The 18933-nt window shown below is 61.1% G+C and carries 21 protein-coding genes; 15 read left to right on the top strand and 6 right to left on the bottom strand.

Going from position 1 to position 18933, the window contains the following annotated elements; all coding sequences use genetic code 11:
• The first annotated feature begins 95 nt into the window (after positions 1-95).
• The 3 genes from VOI23_RS09040 to VOI23_RS09050 all read left to right on the top strand — a co-directional run bounded on the left by VOI23_RS09040 (position 96) and on the right by VOI23_RS09050 (position 2599).
• On the top strand, positions 96-530 hold the full coding sequence (locus tag VOI23_RS09040) for a cytochrome c (RefSeq protein WP_323784311.1): 435 nt from the start codon (positions 96-98) through the stop codon (positions 528-530).
• A 117-nt stretch (positions 531-647) separates the two neighbouring features.
• Positions 648-1760, top strand: coding sequence for an S-(hydroxymethyl)glutathione dehydrogenase/class III alcohol dehydrogenase (locus VOI23_RS09045; RefSeq protein ID WP_323784313.1), 1113 nt, complete (start codon positions 648-650; stop codon positions 1758-1760).
• Positions 1761-1885: 125 nt separating this feature from the next.
• Entirely contained in the window at positions 1886-2599 is a 714-nt protein-coding gene (locus tag VOI23_RS09050) for an NYN domain-containing protein (protein ID WP_323784315.1), read from the top strand.
• Here the strand turns inward: VOI23_RS09050 and VOI23_RS09055 are convergent.
• The gene (locus tag VOI23_RS09055) at positions 2596-3222 is read right to left on the bottom strand and encodes a TetR/AcrR family transcriptional regulator (protein ID WP_323784317.1); all 627 of its coding nucleotides are present in this window, start codon (positions 3220-3222) and stop codon (positions 2596-2598) included. The genes VOI23_RS09050 and VOI23_RS09055 overlap by 4 nt on opposite strands.
• 114 nt (positions 3223-3336) lie before the next feature.
• Here VOI23_RS09055 and mbfA point away from each other — a divergent pair, with 114 nt between their 5' ends.
• The 7 genes from mbfA to VOI23_RS09090 all read left to right on the top strand — a co-directional run bounded on the left by mbfA (position 3337) and on the right by VOI23_RS09090 (position 9350).
• Entirely contained in the window at positions 3337-4311 is a 975-nt protein-coding gene (mbfA, locus tag VOI23_RS09060; protein ID WP_323784319.1) for an iron exporter MbfA, read from the top strand.
• A gap of 317 nt (positions 4312-4628) precedes the next feature.
• On the top strand, positions 4629-5552 hold the full coding sequence (locus tag VOI23_RS09065) for an AEC family transporter (protein ID WP_323784321.1): 924 nt from the start codon (positions 4629-4631) through the stop codon (positions 5550-5552).
• A gap of 64 nt (positions 5553-5616) precedes the next feature.
• Positions 5617-6447, top strand: a complete 831-nt coding sequence (gene fghA / locus VOI23_RS09070) for an S-formylglutathione hydrolase (protein WP_323784323.1) — start codon at positions 5617-5619, stop codon at positions 6445-6447.
• A complete protein-coding gene (locus VOI23_RS09075) occupies positions 6444-6902 on the top strand; it encodes a YaiI/YqxD family protein (protein ID WP_323784325.1) in 459 nt (152 codons plus the stop codon). The genes fghA and VOI23_RS09075 overlap by 4 nt, the downstream gene beginning before the upstream one ends.
• Positions 6899-7519 (top strand): HAD family phosphatase, encoded by a 621-nt coding sequence (locus tag VOI23_RS09080; protein WP_323784327.1) that lies wholly within the window; start codon positions 6899-6901, stop codon positions 7517-7519. Before VOI23_RS09075 ends, VOI23_RS09080 begins: the two co-directional genes overlap by 4 nt.
• On the top strand, positions 7516-8433 hold the full coding sequence (locus VOI23_RS09085) for an ornithine cyclodeaminase (protein WP_323784329.1): 918 nt from the start codon (positions 7516-7518) through the stop codon (positions 8431-8433). Before VOI23_RS09080 ends, VOI23_RS09085 begins: the two co-directional genes overlap by 4 nt.
• Complete coding sequence (locus VOI23_RS09090) at positions 8430-9350, top strand: alpha/beta hydrolase (RefSeq protein WP_323784331.1); 921 nt, start codon at positions 8430-8432, stop codon at positions 9348-9350. Before VOI23_RS09085 ends, VOI23_RS09090 begins: the two co-directional genes overlap by 4 nt.
• 63 nt (positions 9351-9413) lie before the next feature.
• On the opposite strand, the gene VOI23_RS09095 is transcribed toward VOI23_RS09090, so the two are convergent.
• Positions 9414-10652 (bottom strand): MFS transporter, encoded by a 1239-nt coding sequence (locus tag VOI23_RS09095; RefSeq protein WP_323784333.1) that lies wholly within the window; start codon positions 10650-10652, stop codon positions 9414-9416.
• Positions 10653-10803: 151 nt separating this feature from the next.
• Here VOI23_RS09095 and zapE point away from each other — a divergent pair, with 151 nt between their 5' ends.
• Entirely contained in the window at positions 10804-11862 is a 1059-nt protein-coding gene (zapE, locus tag VOI23_RS09100; protein ID WP_323784335.1) for a cell division protein ZapE, read from the top strand.
• 329 nt (positions 11863-12191) lie between these two features.
• On the opposite strand, the gene VOI23_RS09105 is transcribed toward zapE, so the two are convergent.
• The 4 genes from VOI23_RS09105 to VOI23_RS09120 form a co-directional block, all read right to left on the bottom strand.
• Entirely contained in the window at positions 12192-13463 is a 1272-nt protein-coding gene (locus VOI23_RS09105) for a folylpolyglutamate synthase/dihydrofolate synthase family protein (protein WP_323784337.1), read from the bottom strand.
• The gene (gene accD, locus VOI23_RS09110; protein WP_323784338.1) at positions 13460-14398 is read right to left on the bottom strand and encodes an acetyl-CoA carboxylase, carboxyltransferase subunit beta; all 939 of its coding nucleotides are present in this window, start codon (positions 14396-14398) and stop codon (positions 13460-13462) included. Before accD ends, VOI23_RS09105 begins: the two co-directional genes overlap by 4 nt.
• Before the next feature lie 64 nt (positions 14399-14462).
• Positions 14463-15359 (bottom strand): type II CAAX endopeptidase family protein, encoded by an 897-nt coding sequence (locus VOI23_RS09115; protein ID WP_323784340.1) that lies wholly within the window; start codon positions 15357-15359, stop codon positions 14463-14465.
• A 7-nt stretch (positions 15360-15366) separates the two neighbouring features.
• Positions 15367-16260 carry a type II CAAX endopeptidase family protein gene (locus tag VOI23_RS09120; RefSeq protein ID WP_323784342.1) on the bottom strand — a complete coding sequence of 298 codons (894 nt, stop codon included), beginning with the start codon at positions 16258-16260 and terminating at the stop codon, positions 15367-15369.
• A 216-nt stretch (positions 16261-16476) separates the two neighbouring features.
• Here VOI23_RS09120 and VOI23_RS09125 point away from each other — a divergent pair, with 216 nt between their 5' ends.
• Genes VOI23_RS09125 through VOI23_RS09140 form a run of 4 tightly spaced genes read left to right on the top strand, consistent with a single transcriptional unit; the run spans position 16477 to position 18876 of the window.
• Positions 16477-17307 (top strand): hypothetical protein, encoded by an 831-nt coding sequence (locus VOI23_RS09125; protein WP_323784344.1) that lies wholly within the window; start codon positions 16477-16479, stop codon positions 17305-17307.
• A gap of 10 nt (positions 17308-17317) precedes the next feature.
• The gene (locus tag VOI23_RS09130) at positions 17318-18094 is read left to right on the top strand and encodes a DUF6478 family protein (RefSeq protein WP_323784346.1); all 777 of its coding nucleotides are present in this window, start codon (positions 17318-17320) and stop codon (positions 18092-18094) included.
• 24 nt (positions 18095-18118) lie between these two features.
• Positions 18119-18496, top strand: a complete 378-nt coding sequence (locus VOI23_RS09135; RefSeq protein WP_323784348.1) for a hypothetical protein — start codon at positions 18119-18121, stop codon at positions 18494-18496.
• Positions 18497-18543: 47 nt separating this feature from the next.
• Positions 18544-18876 carry a helix-turn-helix transcriptional regulator gene (locus tag VOI23_RS09140; RefSeq protein WP_323784350.1) on the top strand — a complete coding sequence of 111 codons (333 nt, stop codon included), beginning with the start codon at positions 18544-18546 and terminating at the stop codon, positions 18874-18876.
• The last annotated feature ends 57 nt before the right edge of the window (positions 18877-18933 follow it).

Below are 18933 nucleotides of genomic sequence, written 5' to 3' on the forward strand. Positions count from 1 at the left end.
GCTCTGGACGCAAAAAACGTATCGGGTGTCGGGTTCGTGACTTTCCTTGCCCGGCGAAGTCTTTACCCTGTTGCCGAACCTACAGGAGACCCCGAATGAAACGCGCAACTCTTTCATTGACGATTACCTTGGCACTGGCCGGGGCCGCCCTCGCTCATGGCGGTGTCAGCGATCCCGTTGTCAAGGCGCGGATGGCGCTGATGACAGAGATCAAGGATGCGACCGCTGTCATCGGTGGCATGGCCAAGGGCAAGCTGGAATTCAATCCCGATCAGGCCGCGGCTGCCAAGGCGGTGCTGAACAAATCCGCGGTACAAATCACGGATGCCTTCGAAACCCCGGCGACCGATCCCAAAAGCGAAGCCTTGCCGGTGATCTGGGAGAACTGGGATGACTTTTCGACTAAGGCGAATGCGTTGGCGCAGGCCGCGTCAGGGATCGACACCGGCACGCTTGAAGGGGTGCAGGCGGGTCTTCAAGCGTTAGGCGCGAGTTGTGGCGGGTGCCACAAGCTGTACCGGATGGATTAATCCGGGCAGGACAGTTGAGGGTATCGGATATTTCGATAGCCTTCATCGACGACACCGTTATTGAACCATTCCCTCATCTGGGGCAGTTTGCCCGCAGCAAATAATGGAGGACGCGAGATGCGCACCACAGCAGCCGTGGCTTTGCAAGCCGGCAAGCCCCTTGAAGTGATGGAAGTGAACCTCGAAGGCCCGAAAGCCGGTGAGGTTCTGGTCGAAATCAAGGCCACCGGCATCTGCCACACCGACGAATTCACCCTGTCGGGCGCCGATCCCGAAGGGTTGTTCCCGGCGATCCTGGGGCACGAAGGCGCGGGTGTGGTGTTGGAAGTGGGGCCCGGCGTGACCAGCCTGAAACCGGGCGATCACGTGATCCCGCTCTACACGCCCGAATGCCGTGAATGCGATTACTGCCTGAATCCGAAAACCAACCTTTGCCAGTCGATCCGTACGACGCAGGGCCAGGGGCTGATGCCCGATGGCACCTCGCGTTTTTCCATGCTGGATGGCACGCCGATCCTGCACTATATGGGCTGTTCGACCTTTTCCAACCACACAGTGCTGCCGGAAATCGCGCTGGCCAAGGTGCGGCCTGACGCGCCGTTCGACAAGATCTGCTATATCGGCTGCGGCGTGACCACCGGCATCGGCGCGGTGATCAACACGGCCAAGGCGGAGATCGGCAACCGGTCGATCGTGTTCGGTCTGGGCGGAATCGGGTTGAACGTCATTCAGGGGTTGCGCCTGTCCGGGGCCGATCAGATCGTCGGCGTTGACCTGAACCCGGCCAAGGTCGAAATGGCCAAGCGTTTCGGCATGACCGATTTCGTCAACCCGTCCGATGTCGAAGGCGACTTGGTGGCGCATCTGGTCGAACTGACCGGCGGTGGTGCCGATTACACCTTTGATGCCACCGGTAATGTCGGCGTGATGCGCACCGCGCTGGAAGCGGCACACAAGGGTTGGGGCGAATCGATCATTATCGGCGTGGCTCCTGCGGGGGCAGAAATCAGCACCCGTCCGTTCCAGCTGGTCACCGGGCGCAGCTGGCGTGGCACCGCCTTTGGCGGCGCGCGCGGCCGGACCGATGTGCCCAAGATCGTCGACTGGTACATGGACGGCAAGATCGAGATCGATCCGATGATCACTCACACGCTGAGTCTGGAAGACATCAATAAAGGTTTCGATCTGATGCATGCAGGTGAATCGATCCGTTCGGTCGTAGTCTACTGACAAAGACCCCAAAAAGATTGGAAAGCGGCGGGTCTGTCCCGCCGCTTTCCCTTTGAGGGGCGCCCGCATATACCTGTCTGTCAGAGCCCCGGCACGAACCGGGCACACAATATGGGATGGCCCCGATGGATGACAAAAACGCAAGCCAGCTGTTGGCGGTCTTGATCGACGCCGACAATACCTCGCCGAAATGGACCAAGGCGATTTTCGATGAAATCGCAACGCTTGGCGAAGCCTCGGTCCGGCGCTGCTATGGCGATTTTTCCAGCCCGCAAATGAATGGCTGGAACAAGGTGCAGGCGGAATTCGGGCTGGTGCCGCATCATCAGCCGGCCAATACCGTGGGCAAGAATGCCAGCGACATCGCGCTGGTGATCGACGCGATGGACCTGCTGCATTCGGGGCGGTTCGACGGCTTCGTTCTGATTTCCAGCGACAGCGATTTCACCCGGCTGGCCAGCCGTATCCGCGAACAGGGTCTGACCGTTTACGGCATCGGTGCCAAGAAAACGCCCGAAGCATTCCGTAAGGCCTGCCGCCGCTTCATTTTCTTGGAAAACATTGGCGGCGAAAGTTCAACGGAGACGGGGGCCCAGGCCGCGAAAACGACAGTGTCCGCTGATGCGCGCGATCTGATCCTGAGGGCGATGGACGCGATCGGTCAGGAAGATGATTGGTATACATTGGGCCAGCTGGGCCAATACATCACCCAGGCCAACCCCGATTTCGACGCCCGCAGCTATGGCAAGAAAAAGCTGAGCGAACTGGTGGCCGAATTCCCGATTTTCGAACTGAAGAAAACGGCTGGCAACCAGATGATGGTGCGGCGCCGGGATTAGGGCGCGGTACCGTAGCGGGCGAGGAACATCCGCACCGCGCTTTCAACCACCCGGGCCTTTTCGGCCTGAGAAAAGTCGCGGCAGATCCCGAACACCATACGCGGGAACAGGTCGGCCTTGCACAGTTCGACGAACTGATCGGCGGCCAGCGCGAAATCGTCGATATCCAGCTCGCCCCGCGCGGCGGCCTGTTTCAGGTACTCGGTCAGCCGGGTGCGCGCCATCAGAGGCCCGCTTTGGTAAAATTCCCGTCCCAGCTCTGGGAACCGGTCGGACTCGGCCACGCAGATGCGGAAAATGCGCTGGGAAAAGTCCGAGGTGAAGATATCGACCATCGTGTAACCGGCAAAGCGCAGCACGACCTCTGGCGAGGCGTCGAAATCGGCCAGTTCGACCGCATCGTCGGCCTGGCGCAGGCATTCGCTGCGCGCCACCTCCATGAACAGCAAACGCTTGTCGGGGAAATAACTGTAAAGCGTCGCCTTGGACACGCCTGCCGCCCTGGCAATGTCATCGACGCTGGCTCCTTCGAACCCGTCGGCCATGAAAATCTTCCGCGCCCCTTGCAGGACCTGTTCGAACTTGCGCCCGGTGCGGATGATGGTTTTTGTCGCAGTGTCCATTGCTGTCCTTCGGCTCGGAGGTCGACTATAAACTGACCCGTTCAGTTTCATCAAGCCGCCCCTTGCGGGCCACGCCGGAACGGCTAGTCTCGTAAGAAAAGCAAAGGGAGTTCCATGCGGTTTTCCATTCAGCGACGCCATTTCAAGGATCTAAGCGAGCAGGAAATCCTCGCTTTGGCCATTTCATCGGAAGAAGACGATGCCCGGATCTATCGCAGCTACGCTCAGCGGCTGCGGGACGAATATCCCGATTCCGCCAAGATTTTTGACGGCATGGCGGAAGAAGAAGACCGCCACCGCCAACTGCTGATCACTTTGCATGAACGCCGCTTTGGATCGGTCATTCCGCTGATCCGGCGGGAACATGTGGCGGGCTATTATGCGCGGCGCCCGATCTGGCTGGTTGAAAATCTCGGGCTGGACCGTATCCGCGCCGAAGCCGAGGCGATGGAACATGATGCCGAACATTTCTACCTGGCCGCAGCCAAGCGCAGCAAGGATAGCGAAACCCGCAAATTGCTGGGCGATCTGGCAGCGATGGAAGCCGGGCACAAGCACAAGGCCGGGGTTCTGGCCGAACAGCATCTGGACGAAGACAGTCGCGCCGAGGAAGACCGCGCCGCGCACCGGCAGTTCGTGCTGACCTGGGTACAGCCTGGGCTGGCGGGGCTGATGGACGGATCGGTTTCGACCCTGGCCCCGATCTTCGCCACCGCCTTTGCGACGCAGGATACCTGGACGACCTTCCTGGTCGGGCTGGCCGCATCGGTCGGGGCGGGGATTTCCATGGGCTTCACCGAAGCGGCCTCGGATGACGGTGAACTGTCGGGTCGCGGATCGCCAACCAAGCGTGGCTTCGCGTCGGGCATCATGACCATGGTGGGGGGCTTGGGCCATGCGTTGCCCTATCTGATCACCGATTTCTGGACCGCAACGATGATCGCCTTTGTCGTGGTGTTTATCGAGTTGTGGGCGATCGCCTGGATTCAGAACAAATACATGGACACGCCGTTTTTCCGGGCCGCCTTGCAGGTGGTTCTGGGCGGGGCGTTGGTCTTTGCCGCTGGTGTGCTGATCGGATCGGGCTAGGGGGCGCTGCCCCCGTCGCCAAAGGCGACTCCCCCGGGATATTTCAAAACAGAAGAAGCTTGAAAATCACCCCCCGCGTCGGGTTTGCAACGCAGGGGGCTTCTCCTGTTGCGGCCATCGGCGTCCCCGCCTGTACCGCCTGTTCTGCCTAGGGTATTAACCTTAATGTTTCGTTTCTTCTTCTGTTCGAAAATATCCTCGGGGGTGAATGCGCCGGAGGCGCAGAGGGGGCAGACAGCCCCCTTTGACCCGCCCGCCGCAGGCGATAGTGCCGTCATTGGGATTGACCCGGCGTGGTGTCGTGCTAGGCAGTCACCATGATCGAAATTTTCCTCAAGACGCTGCCCTTCTTCCTGATCATCGGATTGGGCTATGGTGCCGGCCGCACGCGGTTTTTCCCCGAAGATGCCACTGCATGGCTGACCCGTTTCGTGTTCTATTTCGCGTTGTCGGCGATGCTGTTCAGGTTTTCCGCCAACCTGTCACTTGGAGAAATCTACGACACCAATTTCATTCTGGCTTATCTGACCGGCACCGCAGGGATCTATCTGCTGGCCACCGCTGTCACGCTGATCCGTGGCCGCGGGGTGGAGGAAGCCGCGGTCGAGGCGCAATGCGCGGTGATCGGTAATGTCGGATTTCTGGGCGTGCCGATGCTGGTGCTTTTGCTGGGAGAGCAGGCGATCGGGCCGGTGATGCTGGTGCTGGCGGTGGACCTGATCGTGTTTGGCAGCCTGATCGTGATCCTGATCACCGGGGCGCGCGATGGGCGGGTGTCCATTGGCATTTTGCGCAGCGTTGGGCTGGGGTTGCTGAAAAACCCGATGATTGTGTCAATTGCCATTGGTCTGAGCTGGGCGGCGCTGGAAATTCCCATCCCCGGACCGTTGAATGAATTCGTGTCGATCCTTGGCGCGGCCGCAACGCCGGGGGCGCTGTTTGCGATCGGGGCCTCGCTGGCGTCGAAATCGGCCGAGCGGCTGACCACGGCGGGGTGGCTGTCTTTTTGCAAGCTGGTGCTGCACCCGTTGGCGGTGGCCGGGGCGGCGCTGATCCTGTTCAAGGTCGAGCGTTATTCGGCCGGGGTGATGATCGCCGCCGCATCGTTGCCGGTGGCAGGCAATGTCTATATTCTGGCGCAGCATTATGGCGTGGCGCCGCACAGGGTTTCGGCCGCGATCCTGATTTCCACCGGATTGAGCATTTTTACCGTTTCGGCGGTGATCGCCTGGATCGGGTAAGCCAAGCGCTTGCCGCGCCCCCGGCGCTGGGTTAGCCATGGGGTCAACCGGATGGGAGAGCGTGATGGAAACCATTTCAGAAAACAGATGTTTCGGCGGCGTGCAGGGGGTTTACAAACATCCTTCCAAGGCGACGGGATGCGACATGACCTTCGGGTTGTTCCTGCCCGAGGAGGCAGAGGATCACCCGGTGCCGGTTTTGTGGTACCTGTCGGGGCTGACCTGCACCCATGAAAACGCCATGGTCAAGGCGGGCGCGCAGGCCTGGGCGGCCGAGCAGGGGATCGCTTTGGTTTTCCCCGACACCTCGCCGCGTGGGCCGGGTGTGGCCGATGACGACGCGTATGATATGGGCCAGGGCGCGGGGTTTTATGTGAACGCCACGCAAGATCCCTGGGCACCGCATTTCCGCATGTGGGATTACATCGCTGATGAATTGCCGCGGCTGATCACCGGTGATTTCAACATTGACGAGGATCGCCAGTCGATCACCGGCCATTCGATGGGCGGGCATGGTGCGCTGACGCTGGCGATGTCTTTGCCGGGGCGTTACCGTTCGGTTTCCGCCTTTTCGCCGATTTGCCATCCGACGGCGGGCGATTGGGGCAGAAAGCAGCTTTCGGCCTATCTGGGCGAGGACGAAAATACTTGGGCGGGGCATGACGCGACGCTTCTGATGCGTAACAAGGGGCTCGATATTCCCTTGCTGGTCGATCAGGGCACGTCCGATCAGTTCATCGATCTGCTGATGCCCGAAGCCTTTGCCGAAGCGGTCAACGCGCGCCGTGTTCCGGCGGCGCTGCGGCTGCAGAAGGGATACGATCACAGCTATTTCTTCGTCTCCAGCTTCATCGAGGATCACGTCTCTTTCCACGCCGAGGCGCTGTACGAATGAGCAAGCTTTATATCGACGCCGATGCCTGCCCGGTGAAAGCCGAAGCTGAACGGGTTGCGACCCGGCATCGGGTGTCGATGGTTCTGGTCAGCAATGGCGGGCTGCGGCCCTCGGCCAATCCTTTGGTGGAATCGGTGATCGTGCCGGAAGGACCGGACGTCGCCGATATGTGGATTGCGGACCGTGCCGGTCCGGGGGATGTGGTGGTGACATCCGATATCCCGCTGGCGGCGAAATGCGTGGCTGCCGGGGCGCAGGTTCTCAAACCCAATGGCGAAGCGCTGACCGCTGCCAATGTCGGCAATGCGCTTGCCACCCGCGATCTCATGACCGATCTGCGCGCCGCCGATCCGTTCCGGCAGGGTGGCGGTAAAGGGTTCACCAAAGCGGACCGGTCGCGGTTCCTGGAGGCATTGGAACGCGAATTGCGCAAGGCGAAAGGGCTGGCGCGATGACGCCAAAGGCGGTGGTTTTCGATATTGGCCGGGTGCTGATCGAATACGACCCGGAGCGGTTTTATGACCGCGTCATCGGGCCGGAGCGGCGCGCGGCCCTGTTCGGCGCGGTCGATTTGCACGGGATCAATCTGCGGGTGGACCGGGGTGAACCGTTGCATGATACAATTGACGAAGCGGTGCGGGCGCATCCCGAATTCGGCCAAGACATCGCAATGTGGGCGGAGCGCTGGATCGAAATGGCCAGCCCAGCAATCCCGCAATCGGTACGGTTGCTTGAAGCGCTGAAGGCGCGGGGCGTGCCGGTTCTTGCATTGACCAATTTCGGTGCCGAAACCTTTGAAATGGCGCGGCGACATTATCCGTTTCTGGACCTGTTCGATCAGCGCTATGTGTCCGCAGATCTGAAGGAAATCAAACCCGATCCCGGGATCTATGCGGCGTTGGAACGGGGCAGCGGTTTCGCGCCGCAGGATTTGCTTTTCACCGATGATAAGCCCGAGAATATCGAGGCGGCAGGGCAACGCGGATGGCGGGTTCATCTGTTTGAACATCCGCAAGGCTGGGCCGAGTGTCTGATAGGGCACGGATTATTGAGCGAGGAGGAAACGATATGAGCATTCCCATCATTTCATTCGAGGACGGAGAGAAACTGCTCGATTGGAAAGGCTTCATCGCGGCGCTGGCAGCGGGGCACAAATTGCCCAAGGCGGAAGTCGCCGACAGCTTCCTCTATCGCGGCAAGGACACGTTGCTGAACCGGGCGGCCTGGATCGACGGGCTTGGCCTGGCGGTGAAATCGGCGACGATTTTCCCCGGCAATCCCGAACAGGGCAAGCCGATGGTCAATGGCGGTATGTCGCTTTATGCCGATGCCGACGGGATGCTGGAAGCCCTGGTCGATTTCCATCTGGTGACGAAATGGAAAACCGCCGGTGACAGCCTGTTGGCGGCAACCCGTCTGGCCCGGCCCGACAGCCGCCGCATCCTGATCGTCGGGGCGGGCACCGTGGGGCGGTCGTTGCGGCAGGCCTATGGCGCGGCTTTTCCTCAGGCAGACTTCACCGTCTGGAACCGGACCAAGGCGAATGCCGATGCGATGGCCGCGGAATTCCCCGGCATGAAAGTGGCCGAAGATCTGGAAACGGCCGTGCGCGCGGCTGATATCATCACCAGCGCCACGATGAGCACCGACCCGGTGCTGAAAGGCGATTGGCTGCAACCGGGGCAGCATGTCGACCTGATCGGCGCCTATCGTCCGGATATGCGCGAAGCCGATGATACGGCGATCCGGCGCGCCCGGGTGTTCGTCGATAATTTCGGCACCACGATCGGCCATATCGGCGAAATCGAGATTCCACTGAAAAACGGTGTAATCCAGCGCGATCACCTGTTGGCGGATTATTACGACCTCGATGCCTTCAAACGGCAATCGGAGGACGACATCACCCTGTTCAAGAATGGCGGCGGGGCGCATCTGGACCTGATGACCGCGCGCTATATTCTCGATCGCTGGAAGGCTGCACAGTGATTTGGGTTCTGATCCTTGTCGCGGTGGTTCTGGCGCTGCCGTTCCTGCGCGAAGCGTTGCGCCCACGTATGACGGATGCCGAACGGCAATCGGCGCCGGGGCAGTTCGCCCGCCTGTCGCAGGGTGTGACCCATTACCGTTGGCAGGGGCCCGAAGACGGGCCGGTTGCGGTTTGCGTGCATGGGCTGACCACGCCAAGCTTTGTCTGGCACGGCGTCACCGAAGAGTTGGTCGCGCAAGGGTTCAGGGTGCTGAGTTATGACCTGTTCGGTCGCGGCTATTCCGACCGGCCAAAGGGCGCACAGGATGGTGCGTTTTTCCTGCGCCAGTTGCAGGATCTGTTGACCGATCAGCAGGTCGGGGACCAGTTCACCCTGATCGGCTATTCCATGGGCGGGTCGATTTCCAGCTGCTTTGCCGCCGCGCATCCCGACCGCGTGAAACAATTGATCCTGCTGGCCCCTGCAGGAATGCAGCCGCTGTCCGGTGGGATCACAAAACTGGTGCAGGCTATTCCGTTTTTCGGTGACTGGCTGATGCTGACGATGTTCCCGCGACGCCATCGCAAAGGCACCAACTCCGAACGCGATCTGCCATCATCGGTGCCCGGGATCGTCGATCTGCAACAGGACGAGCTGCGCTGGCGCGGGTTTGTCCCGGCGGTGCTGTCCTCCCTGCGCAATATGCTGAGCGCAGAGCTGGAACCCGAACACCGGGCGATTGCAGCCGCCGGTCTGCCGGTACTGGCGATCTGGGGCGCCGAGGATCGCACCATTCCGATCCGGAACAAGTCGGTGCTGGAAGGCTGGAACCCCGGAGCGCGTCACGTGGTGATCGACGGGGCAGGGCATGGCGTGACCTATACCCATACACCCGAGGTGTTGGCGGCGATCGGGGCCTTTGTGGCAGACAGTTAGGAAGGCATCCCGCGACGGACCGGGAACAATGCCGAAGTCTGCCGGGCTGTATCCGCCTTGCGGTCAGGCGATGATTTCCGTTCGCTTTTCGCGTACCGGCAGGTGGATCAGCGCCGAAAACGCCCCCACGCCGATCCCGATCCACCAGACTGCGGTGTAAGACCCGTAAAGGTCATACATCCGCCCGCCCAGCCAGACCCCCATGAAACTGCCCAACTGGTGGCTGAAAAACACGATGCCATAGAGCGTGCCCATGTAGCGCAGCCCGTAAAGATGCGCGATCAATCCCGAGGTCAGCGGCACCGTGGCCAGCCAAAGCGCGCCCATCGACACCGAAAACAGGATCACCGTGGCCGGGGTCATCGGCGTCATTATGAACGCGGCGGCAACGAAGGTGCGCAGGGTGTATATCCCCGCCAGCAGGTATTTCTTGGATATCCGGTTGCCCAGCCACCCGGCCATCAGAGTACCGCCGATATTGGCCAGCCCGATCAGCGATATCGCCACCGCGCCAAGCGCCGAGGTGGTGGTGATCCCCAGCGAATGCAACGCGCCACCGGGCACGATCGCCCCGCACATTTCGGTCACGAAAGCGGGGAAATGCGCGGTGATGAAGCCAAGCTGATAGCCGCAGGAAAAGAAACCGAGGAAAATCATCGTGTAGGACGGGTCGCGGAACGCCTTGAGCAGGATCGTGCCCATGCTTGCCTGCAATTCGGTCTTGCTGGCGACCGGGGTCGGCACCCGCATGAAAGGCAGGAACAGCAGCACCATCAGGATCGCGACGGCAAAGACCAGGAACACGCCCTGCCATGTCATGAAGCCCAGCAGCCATTCGGCCAGCGGCGCGCCGAAAACCTGACCGGCCGACCCGGCGGCGGTGGCGATGGCCAGCGACATCGAGCGGTTTGCATCCGAAGATGCCCGCCCCACGACGGCCAGAATGACGCCAAATCCGGTGCCGGCAATGCCGAACCCGACGAATATCTCGAACACCTGATGTGCCAGCGGCGTCACCGCATAAGACGACAGCACCAGCCCCAGCGCATACATCACCGCGCCCATGACGATGGCGCGGCGATCGCCCAGCTTTTCCGCGATGGCCCCGAAAATCGGCTGACCGATGCCCCAGGCCAGATTCTGAATCGCGATGGCAAGGCTGAATTCCGACCTGAGCCAGCCGAAGTCTTCGGCAATCGGGATCTGGAACACCCCGAAACTGGCGCGGATCGCAAAGCCGGTCAGAATGATGACGCAGCCCACGATCAAGACGGGCGTGAAAAGCGGTGTGCGGGTCTGCATTGGAAGTCTCCTGTTCGCAGGCGGCAGGATGGAAAGAAAAGAACGGCCGGTCAATTCATCAATTGTCATGCACCGGGTCACAAATCGTGAAGCCGGGACGTTATTGGCGAAGACCCTTTTCCTTACCCGGTGCATTGGCTATGTCGGCCCCATGACGCATATACAGGAAATTTACCACGCCCGCGTGGCCGCAGGCGAGCTTCGCGCCGATCTGGCGCAACAGGCGGTGCTGCCGGAGTTCGACCGCATCCGGGAGGCGCTGTCCCGACCGGTGAAAAAGGGCCTGTTCCGCAAGGCACCGGAACCCCCCAAGGGGCTGTATCTCTGGGGCGGGGTCGGACGCGGCAAATCAATGCTGATGGACCTGTTCGTCGACAATATCGACGTGCCGGTGCGGCGAGTGCATTTCCATGCCTTCATGCAGGAAATTCAGGACGGGATTCATGCGGCACGGCAAAACGGAGTCGAGGATTCGCTGGCCCCGGTTGCGCAAAAGGTCGCGAAAGAGGTCAGGGTTCTGGCCTTCGACGAAATGCAGATCACTGATATTACCGATGCGATGATCGTCGGGCGGTTGTTCGAGATCCTGTTTCAGGCCGGGGTCGTGGTGGTCACCACGTCGAACCGGGTGCCGGATGATTTGTACAAGAACGGGCTGAACCGGCAACTGTTCCTGCCTTTCATCGACATCCTGAAACAAAAGATGGTGGTCTGGGAGCTGATCAGCCCGCGCGATTACCGGCAGAATCGGCTGCGCGGGGCAGAGGTTTATTTCACTCCGATCAATGCCGACAGCCATCAGAAAATCCGTGAAGTCTGGGAACATCTCAGCGGCGGCGAGGCGGAAAAACTGATCCTCAAGGTCAAGGGCCGCGAGGTCGAGATCCCGCAATTCCGCAATGGCGTGGCGCGGGCCAGCTTCTACGACCTTTGTGGCCGGATGCTGGGCGCGGGCGATTATCTGGCGCTGGCCGAAGCGGTGAAGGTTCTGATCCTCGAAGACATTCCGCGCCTTGGACGCAGCAATTTCAACGAAGCCAAACGCTTTGTCACCCTGATCGACGCGCTTTACGAAGCCCGGGTGCGGCTGATCTGTTCAGCCGCCGACATCCCTGAAAGCCTCTATATCGAGGGTGAGGGCGTGTTCGAATTCGAACGCACCGCCAGCCGGTTGCGCGAAATGCAGGCCGAAGACTGGGGCGCGTCCTGATCTTCTTCTTTTCGGAAAATATTCCGGGGATTTGGGGGCTGGCCCCCAGACGGACCTGACCGGGTGTCGGGATCATGAATTGGATCAGTGAGAGTTACGATCAAGAGGTCCCGGAAGAAGAAAGGGGGCCGTTGGATCGGCCCCTCTTTCTGTGTCCTGCCTGTCAACCTGTCGATAATCCGTTCCAATAGATGTGGGAACGGAAAGGCGATGCCCCACGCCTTCGAATTTCCGTGATTCGACTTTAGGCGAATCATAGCGAATCAGTCAACAGCGCATGATTCGATTTCCCCGAATCATATTGGAAATTTCGTATAGGTCGGTTCAGATCAGCCGTTTTCGCGCAGCACCGCGCCCGCGAGGTAGAGCGAGCCGCAGATCAGGATGCGCGCCTGGGGATCGGTTTCGGTGATGGTTTTGACCGCATCGGACACCGATCCGGCGGTTCCCGCCCGCATCCCGGCGCGGGTCGCGGCCTCGGCGGTCACGTCGGCGGGCAGAGTGTTGGCCTCGCCCGGGATCGACACCGCGGTCAGGTTTTCCACATGCGGCGCCATCGGCGTCAGGTAGCCCGCGATATCCTTGGTGTTCAGCATGCCGCAGACCAGATGTGTGGGACGTTTGGGCAGGGTGGCCAGATGCGCCGCCAGCGCCTGACCGGCGGCGGCGTTATGGCCACCGTCAAGCCAGATTTCGGCCTGCGGCGCGGCCTCGACCAGCGGGCCCTGTTTCAACCGCTGCATCCGGGCGGGCCAGAAGGCGTTTGTCACGGCGGCCTCGTAGGCGGCCTCATTCAGGTTCAGGTGACGCAAAGCGGCCAGGGCCGCGCCGGCGTTCTGAATCTGGTGTGCGCCGGGCAGGTTGGGCAGCGGCAGGTCCAAAAGACCGGTCTCGTCCTGGAAAATCAGCCGCCCGCGTTCTTCAAATGCGTGCCAGTGCTGACCGTAAGCGATCAGCGGCGCGCCAAGGCGGTTTGCCTGCGCCTCGATCACGTCCATCGCCTCGGCCTGTTGCGGGCCGACCACACAGGGCACGCCGCGCTTGATGATCCCGGCCTTTTCGCCCGCGATCTTGGTCAGCGTGTCGCCGAGGAACTGTTCATGGTCGATGGACACCGGCGTGATGATGGTCAGCGCGGGTTTTCCGATCACGTTGGTGGCGTCCAGACGTCCACCAAGGCCGACTTCCAGCAAGGTATAATCGGCCTCCACCCGCGACATCGCCAGCATCGCGGCGCAGGTGGTGATTTCGAAATAGGTGATGTTGCCGCCGTCATTGGCGGCATAGCATTCGTCCAGAACCGCCATCAGGTCGGGTTCGGAAATCAATTCACCCGCCAGCCGGATGCGTTCGTGGAACCGTGCCAGATGTGGCGAGGTATAGGCATGGACGCGCTTGCCGTTGGCTTCCAGTCCGGCGCGGATCATCGCCTGGGTCGATCCCTTGCCGTTGGTACCGGCGATATGGATGACCGGCGGGAGCCGGTCCTGCGGATTGCCGAGCGCGTCCAGCAACCGCCACATCCGGTCCAGCGTCAGGTCGATAATCTTGGGATGCAGCGCCATCATCCTTTCGAGGATGGCGTCGGAACCGGTCGTCATTTTTTGGTTTTTTCGGCCGCGCTTCCGGCCGTTTCCGGCGGTGTCGCGTCCCCGTCGGGCGCGGGCAGGTCGCCCTTGATCGCGGGCGGCTGGCCCATCAGCATCCGGATGATGGTGATCAGTTCGTCACGGATCTCGGTGCGCTTGGTGACCCGGTCCAGCATGCCGTGATCCAGCAGGTATTCGGCGCGCTGGAACCCTTCGGGCAGCTTTTCGCGGATCGTCTGTTCGATCACCCGTGGCCCCGCGAAACAAATCAGGGCATTCGGTTCGGCGATCTGCACGTCGCCCAGCATCGCGTAGGACGCGGTGACGCCGCCGGTGGTCGGATGGGTCAGCACCACGATGTAAGGCAGGCCCGCTTCTTTCAGCATCTGCACCGCCACGGTGGTGCGCGGCATCTGCATCAGCGACAGGATGCCTTCTTGCATCCGGGCACCGCCAGCGGCGGAAAACAGGATCAGCGGGCGTTTCAGTTCGACCGCCTTTTCGGCCGCCGCCACGATGGCGTTGCCGACATACATGCCCATTGATCCGCCCATGAAGGAAAAATCCTGCGCAGCGGCGACAACCGGAGTGCGGCAGATTTCGCCGGCGACGACCAGCATCGCTTCTTTCTCGCCGGTTTTCTTCTGCGCGGCCTTCATCCGGTCGGGGTATTTCTTCTGATCGCGGAAATGCAGCGGGTCGGCGATCGGTTCGGGAACCTCGACTTCGGTAAAGATGCCGCCGTCGAACAGGGCGTGGAACCGGTCCCGCGGGGTAATCGCCATGTGATGGCCGCAACTGGTGCAGACGTTGAGGTTGTCGCTTAGTTCGCGGTGGAACAGCATGGTTCCGCATTCGTCGCATTTGGTCCACAGATTTTCCGGCACCTCACGGCGCGAAAAGATCGAGTTGATCCGCGGGCGGACATAGTTGGTGATCCAGTTCATGAGCGGTTTAACCCCGTCGTCTTGTCTAGAGCTGTCAGATAAGCCGCGCGCGGCAGAATTGCAATCAGCGCCTTAGCGCCCAACGTATCGAAAGCCACATCACCAGCAAGGTGGCAAGTTCGAGCACCGTATTGACCGTGATGATAGAGCCGGACCCGGTCGAGGGCGGCAGCAGGTCGCCGGGGGGAAACAGGAACAGCGCCAACCCGGAATCCGGCGCGCCGCGTTCGGAAAAGAACAAGAACGCGTAAATGTTGTTGGCCAGGTGGAACCCGGTCGCGGCCCCCAATGAACCAGTCCGCGCGGTCAGGTCCGAAGCCACCAGCCCAAAGCAGAACGCCCAGATCACGTATTGGATCGCATCCACCGGATCACTGCCATTGTCCCAATGGGCGGCGGCAAACAACAGGTTTGGCACGGTCAGCCAGATCCAGGGCGACGCAAAGCGCGCCGCCAGTTGTTGCTGGACATAGCCGCGATAGAGCAATTCCTCGGCCGCGACCTGCACGGTCAGTGCGGCGACCGAGACCGGCAGCAAAACCAGCCATCTGAGCCCGCCGGTCGAAACAGCCCCGGCACTGGACCAGTAGGGCGGCAGGACTTCGAGCGCCAGAAAACAACCCAGTGCCGCGATCAGTGCCAGTGCGAAGCTTTGTAGAGCGCGCTTTGGCGGTCCGATCAGGCTGAGCGGCGGGCGGAAATGCAGATAGCGCGCGACCAGCATCACGGCACCGGCGAGAAAGGCAAAGCTGAACAGTTGCGCCAGCAGCCCGGCAGAGGTGGTGCCATAAAAATAGGCCTGCTCTATCTGGGGCGGGAAAGCGGCCAGAATAGAGCCGATGAAATCCAGTGCGACGCCGTAAATCAGTTCGATTGCGATCACGCCGATGACCAGCCGGGGCAGGTCGGGCGTCAACCGAGCGGTGGCGATGTAATCGTTATGGGGAAGATAAGACCTCATATGGCTCCTAGCGCCGCAGGGCCAACCGGGCGGCCAGCCAGCTGATAAACAACACACCAAGATCAAGCAACAGAAGCGGGCGCAGCGCGTCGGGATCAGCCATATCGACCGGCGCTGAAAAGAGCGCGAGACCGGAGAGGGCGTCGTCCTGAGATACAAGAAGGATGGCGATGGCGTTCGAGATGAAATGCAGCGCGATGGCCGGTCCCAGCGTGCCCGCCCGCGCGGTCAGGTCCGAGGCTGCAATCGAAAACGCCGCTGCCCAGCTAACCAGAATCCAGGTATTGGCCCCGGCATCGGCGCGGTAATGCATCAGCCCGAACAGCACCGCCGGAACCAGCATCCAGACCCAGCGCGACGTAAAGCGCGCGGCCAGTTGTTGTTGCAGATAGCCGCGGAACAGCAGCTCTTCGGCGCTGGTTTGGATCAGCAACGCAGGCAGCGCCACGGGCAGCAACATCGCCCACTGCCCGACCGCGCGCTGTACCGCGCCGTCGGGCAGCAGGTCATAGGGCGGCAATACGGACAGCGCCAGATAGAGCAGGGCAACCGCCTTGAATACTGCCCAGCCTTGCCGCAGTGCCAGCGCGGGCGGACCAAGCAGAGACAGCGGATTGCGCCGGTGCAGTTGCTGCGCGACCGCGGCGAGCGCGACGGTCAGAAAGCCGAAACTGGTCAGCAGATACAGCGCGCCCACCGGCGTGCGGCCATTCCGGGTGTGCAGGTTGAACAGGAAATACCCTTCGTCGCTGAGCACTGCCAGGGCCAGCGCCTGCATCGCCCAGATCAGGCCGATATAGATCACCATTGCCATGAAAAGCCCAACCGCCAGCCGCCAGAGTTCGGCCCGGGGACGGGCCGGTTGGATGAAAGTTTCATGGGCGGAATAGTCTGACTGCATGCCTGTGGTCCGGACGTCATTGCCTGTGCGGTTATGCCTGAGCGTTGTTCTTTGCCGGATCATAGGGGTGAAAATTCGGCGCGAACAGGGGCGGGTTTCGACAATCGGACTTGTGCGATTCCGGGGGCTTGGCTATCTCCATCGGCAATACCATGCGCCAAGACCCGAAACAGGGTCAGGTATCGGCCGTGGGACTGAGGGGGGATCGCGGGGGTAATGAGAATCGGCAGGGGGAAATCCGCATTGCGTGTCGCGCTGGCATGCGGGCTGCTGGGTCTGCTGTCCGGGTGTCTGGCGCCGAAACCGCAGGATGATGCGGAGGCCGCTGTCACGCGCGGTTTGCATCGGGCCGAATTGGCGGGCGGCGATATCGTGATCGCACCGCCGCAGGGATATTGCATTCAGAAAGAGACCTTGCTCAGCCGTGCGACCGGCGGGTTCGCTTTGCTGGCCAGTTGCGAAACGATCACCGGCTATGTCAGCGGGTACGATGTCGATCCGATGGTTTTGACCATCACCGCGGTGCCGCGCAGATCGGATGCGCCAGAACCCGACGCCGAGGAAATCGCCGCCGCGCTGGGCGACCGCAAGGTGCTGCGCCGGTTGCATGGCGATGGGCTGACCATCGTGCAGGTGATGGCGACCGAAAGCCTGACGCCGGAAGACGATCCACGGCATTGGCGCGCGATGATGGTGCTGAACGGCAAAATGGTGGGATTGGCGCTGTACGGTCCCAAGGGCAGCGCGATGAGCGGCGAAAAGGGCTTGACCATGCTGAGCTGGCAGGCCGAACGCCTGCGCGAGGAAAGCCCGCTGATGGTGCGCGGTGGCGGGCCGGTGCCGGACGCGTTGCTGCGCCCGCATGTCCGGCCCGGAACCGGGATCGATCCGGACACGGAGGCCAAAGATGCCGGCGGTGAAATGGTAGATGGCACGAAACCTGAACCGGAAAATGACAAGGCGAAAGGTGGTGGAGTGAAAAAACTCATTGCGGGTTTGTTTCAGGGCCGCCGAACCGATAAAACGATGCCAGAGCAGCAAGAATGAGGCCAAGGACATGGCGCGCCGGACCCCGAACAAATTCCTAAGATCGCTGGTGGCGCAACGCGTATCCAAACGTTGGGCCAAGGCGGCGCAGGGTGCCAGCGAAGCCGAATTGCCGGTGCTGCGGCGGGAACGGAATTATGCCCGTACGCTGCGCCATCATCTGAACGAACTGATCTATATCGCTGACAGCCGTCTGGCGCTGCCGATGATCGGATCGACCACGTTCCGCAAACCGCAGGGGTCGGATTGGGCATGGCGACCGCAGCTTTGGCGCGGGCCGCTGCCGGTGCCGGGGATGTCTTCTGTGCAGAACAAAAGCCAATTGGGCGACGAGGTGACGCTGTTTCACGATTGCGTCTTTTCCGAACTGACATTGCGCCAGCTGCGCAACACTCGAGAAGCCGATCTGGCCGCGTTCGGGATGCGTATGGACGTGTTCAAGTTCGACGGGTCTTTCCTGTCGCTGGTGATCGACCTGCCGACCGAGTCGGTACAGGGGTTGAAGCGTCGGCATCTGCTGCGGATGGACACGATCGTGGAAATGGAGAAGCCGCTGGAAATCTTTGCCCGGCTGAACATCAAGCACGGGCCGAATACCGAACAAATCGTGCGTGAATTGCCGCTGCATGAAGAAGAAATCATGGTCGAATTCGATCTGGCCTATACCAAGCTGAACGAGAAGCGGGTCGAAAAGGCGTGGCTGGATCTGATTTTCGAAGGGCCGGAAATGAATCAGGTGACGCTGCGCGACCTGACATTCAGCCGCCGCCCCCGGGCCGAGCTGTAGCGCCGAGTTGCAAGGAGCAGAGCGATGAACGAACTGACACTGACCAAGACCCGGCTGTTCGAAGGTGTGTGGGAAGGCGTACTGACGGTTAACGCCAGAAGCCGTATCCAGCCACAGGTCGAAGTGATCCACCTTGAGGCACGGTTGCCCGATGTCGAGTTGATTGAGGACACCGATGCGGGGCGTTGGGTGCTGCGGGTGCCGATCCCGGCCGAATTGTTGTCGGACGGGGTGCAAAGTTTCGTGATCCGCGATGCCGAAAGCGGCGAAACGCTGGAAAGCTTCGCGATACTGGCGGGCGAGGTGATGGCCGACGATCTGAGGGCCGAAATCACGCTGCTGCGCGAAGAGCTGGACATGTTGAAACGCGCCTTCCGGCGGCATTGTCTGGAAACCATGTGAGGGGGGTAGACTTGCCTCGACGCAGTAATATCCATACTTCTTGAAGTATGGATAAAAATAGAGCACTCGCCGTCTTCGCGGCCCTGTCACAATCAAGCCGTCTCGACGCGTTCCGCCTGCTGATCAAGGCGGGAAGCACAGGCATGGCGGCGGGCGAGATTTCGGGTGCTCTGGGAGTGAAGCAAAACACCATGTCAGCCAACCTGTCGCTGTTGTTTCAGGCCGGGCTGGTCAGGACGATCCGCGAAGGCCGTTCGATCCGCTATTTTGCCGATATGGACGGGCTGCGCGCGATGTTGGCCTTTCTGATGGAAGACTGTTGCGGCGGCGACCCCGATCTGTGCCGTCCTGTTCTGGATGCCCTTGCCTGTGAGGTTTGATGAAAACGTCTGAGCTGACATCACGACCTTGCGGAACGTCTGAAATCGTTGCCGCAA

Source organism: Thalassovita sp., from assembly GCF_034670005.1.
Lineage (GTDB): Bacteria > Pseudomonadota > Alphaproteobacteria > Rhodobacterales > Rhodobacteraceae > Thalassobius.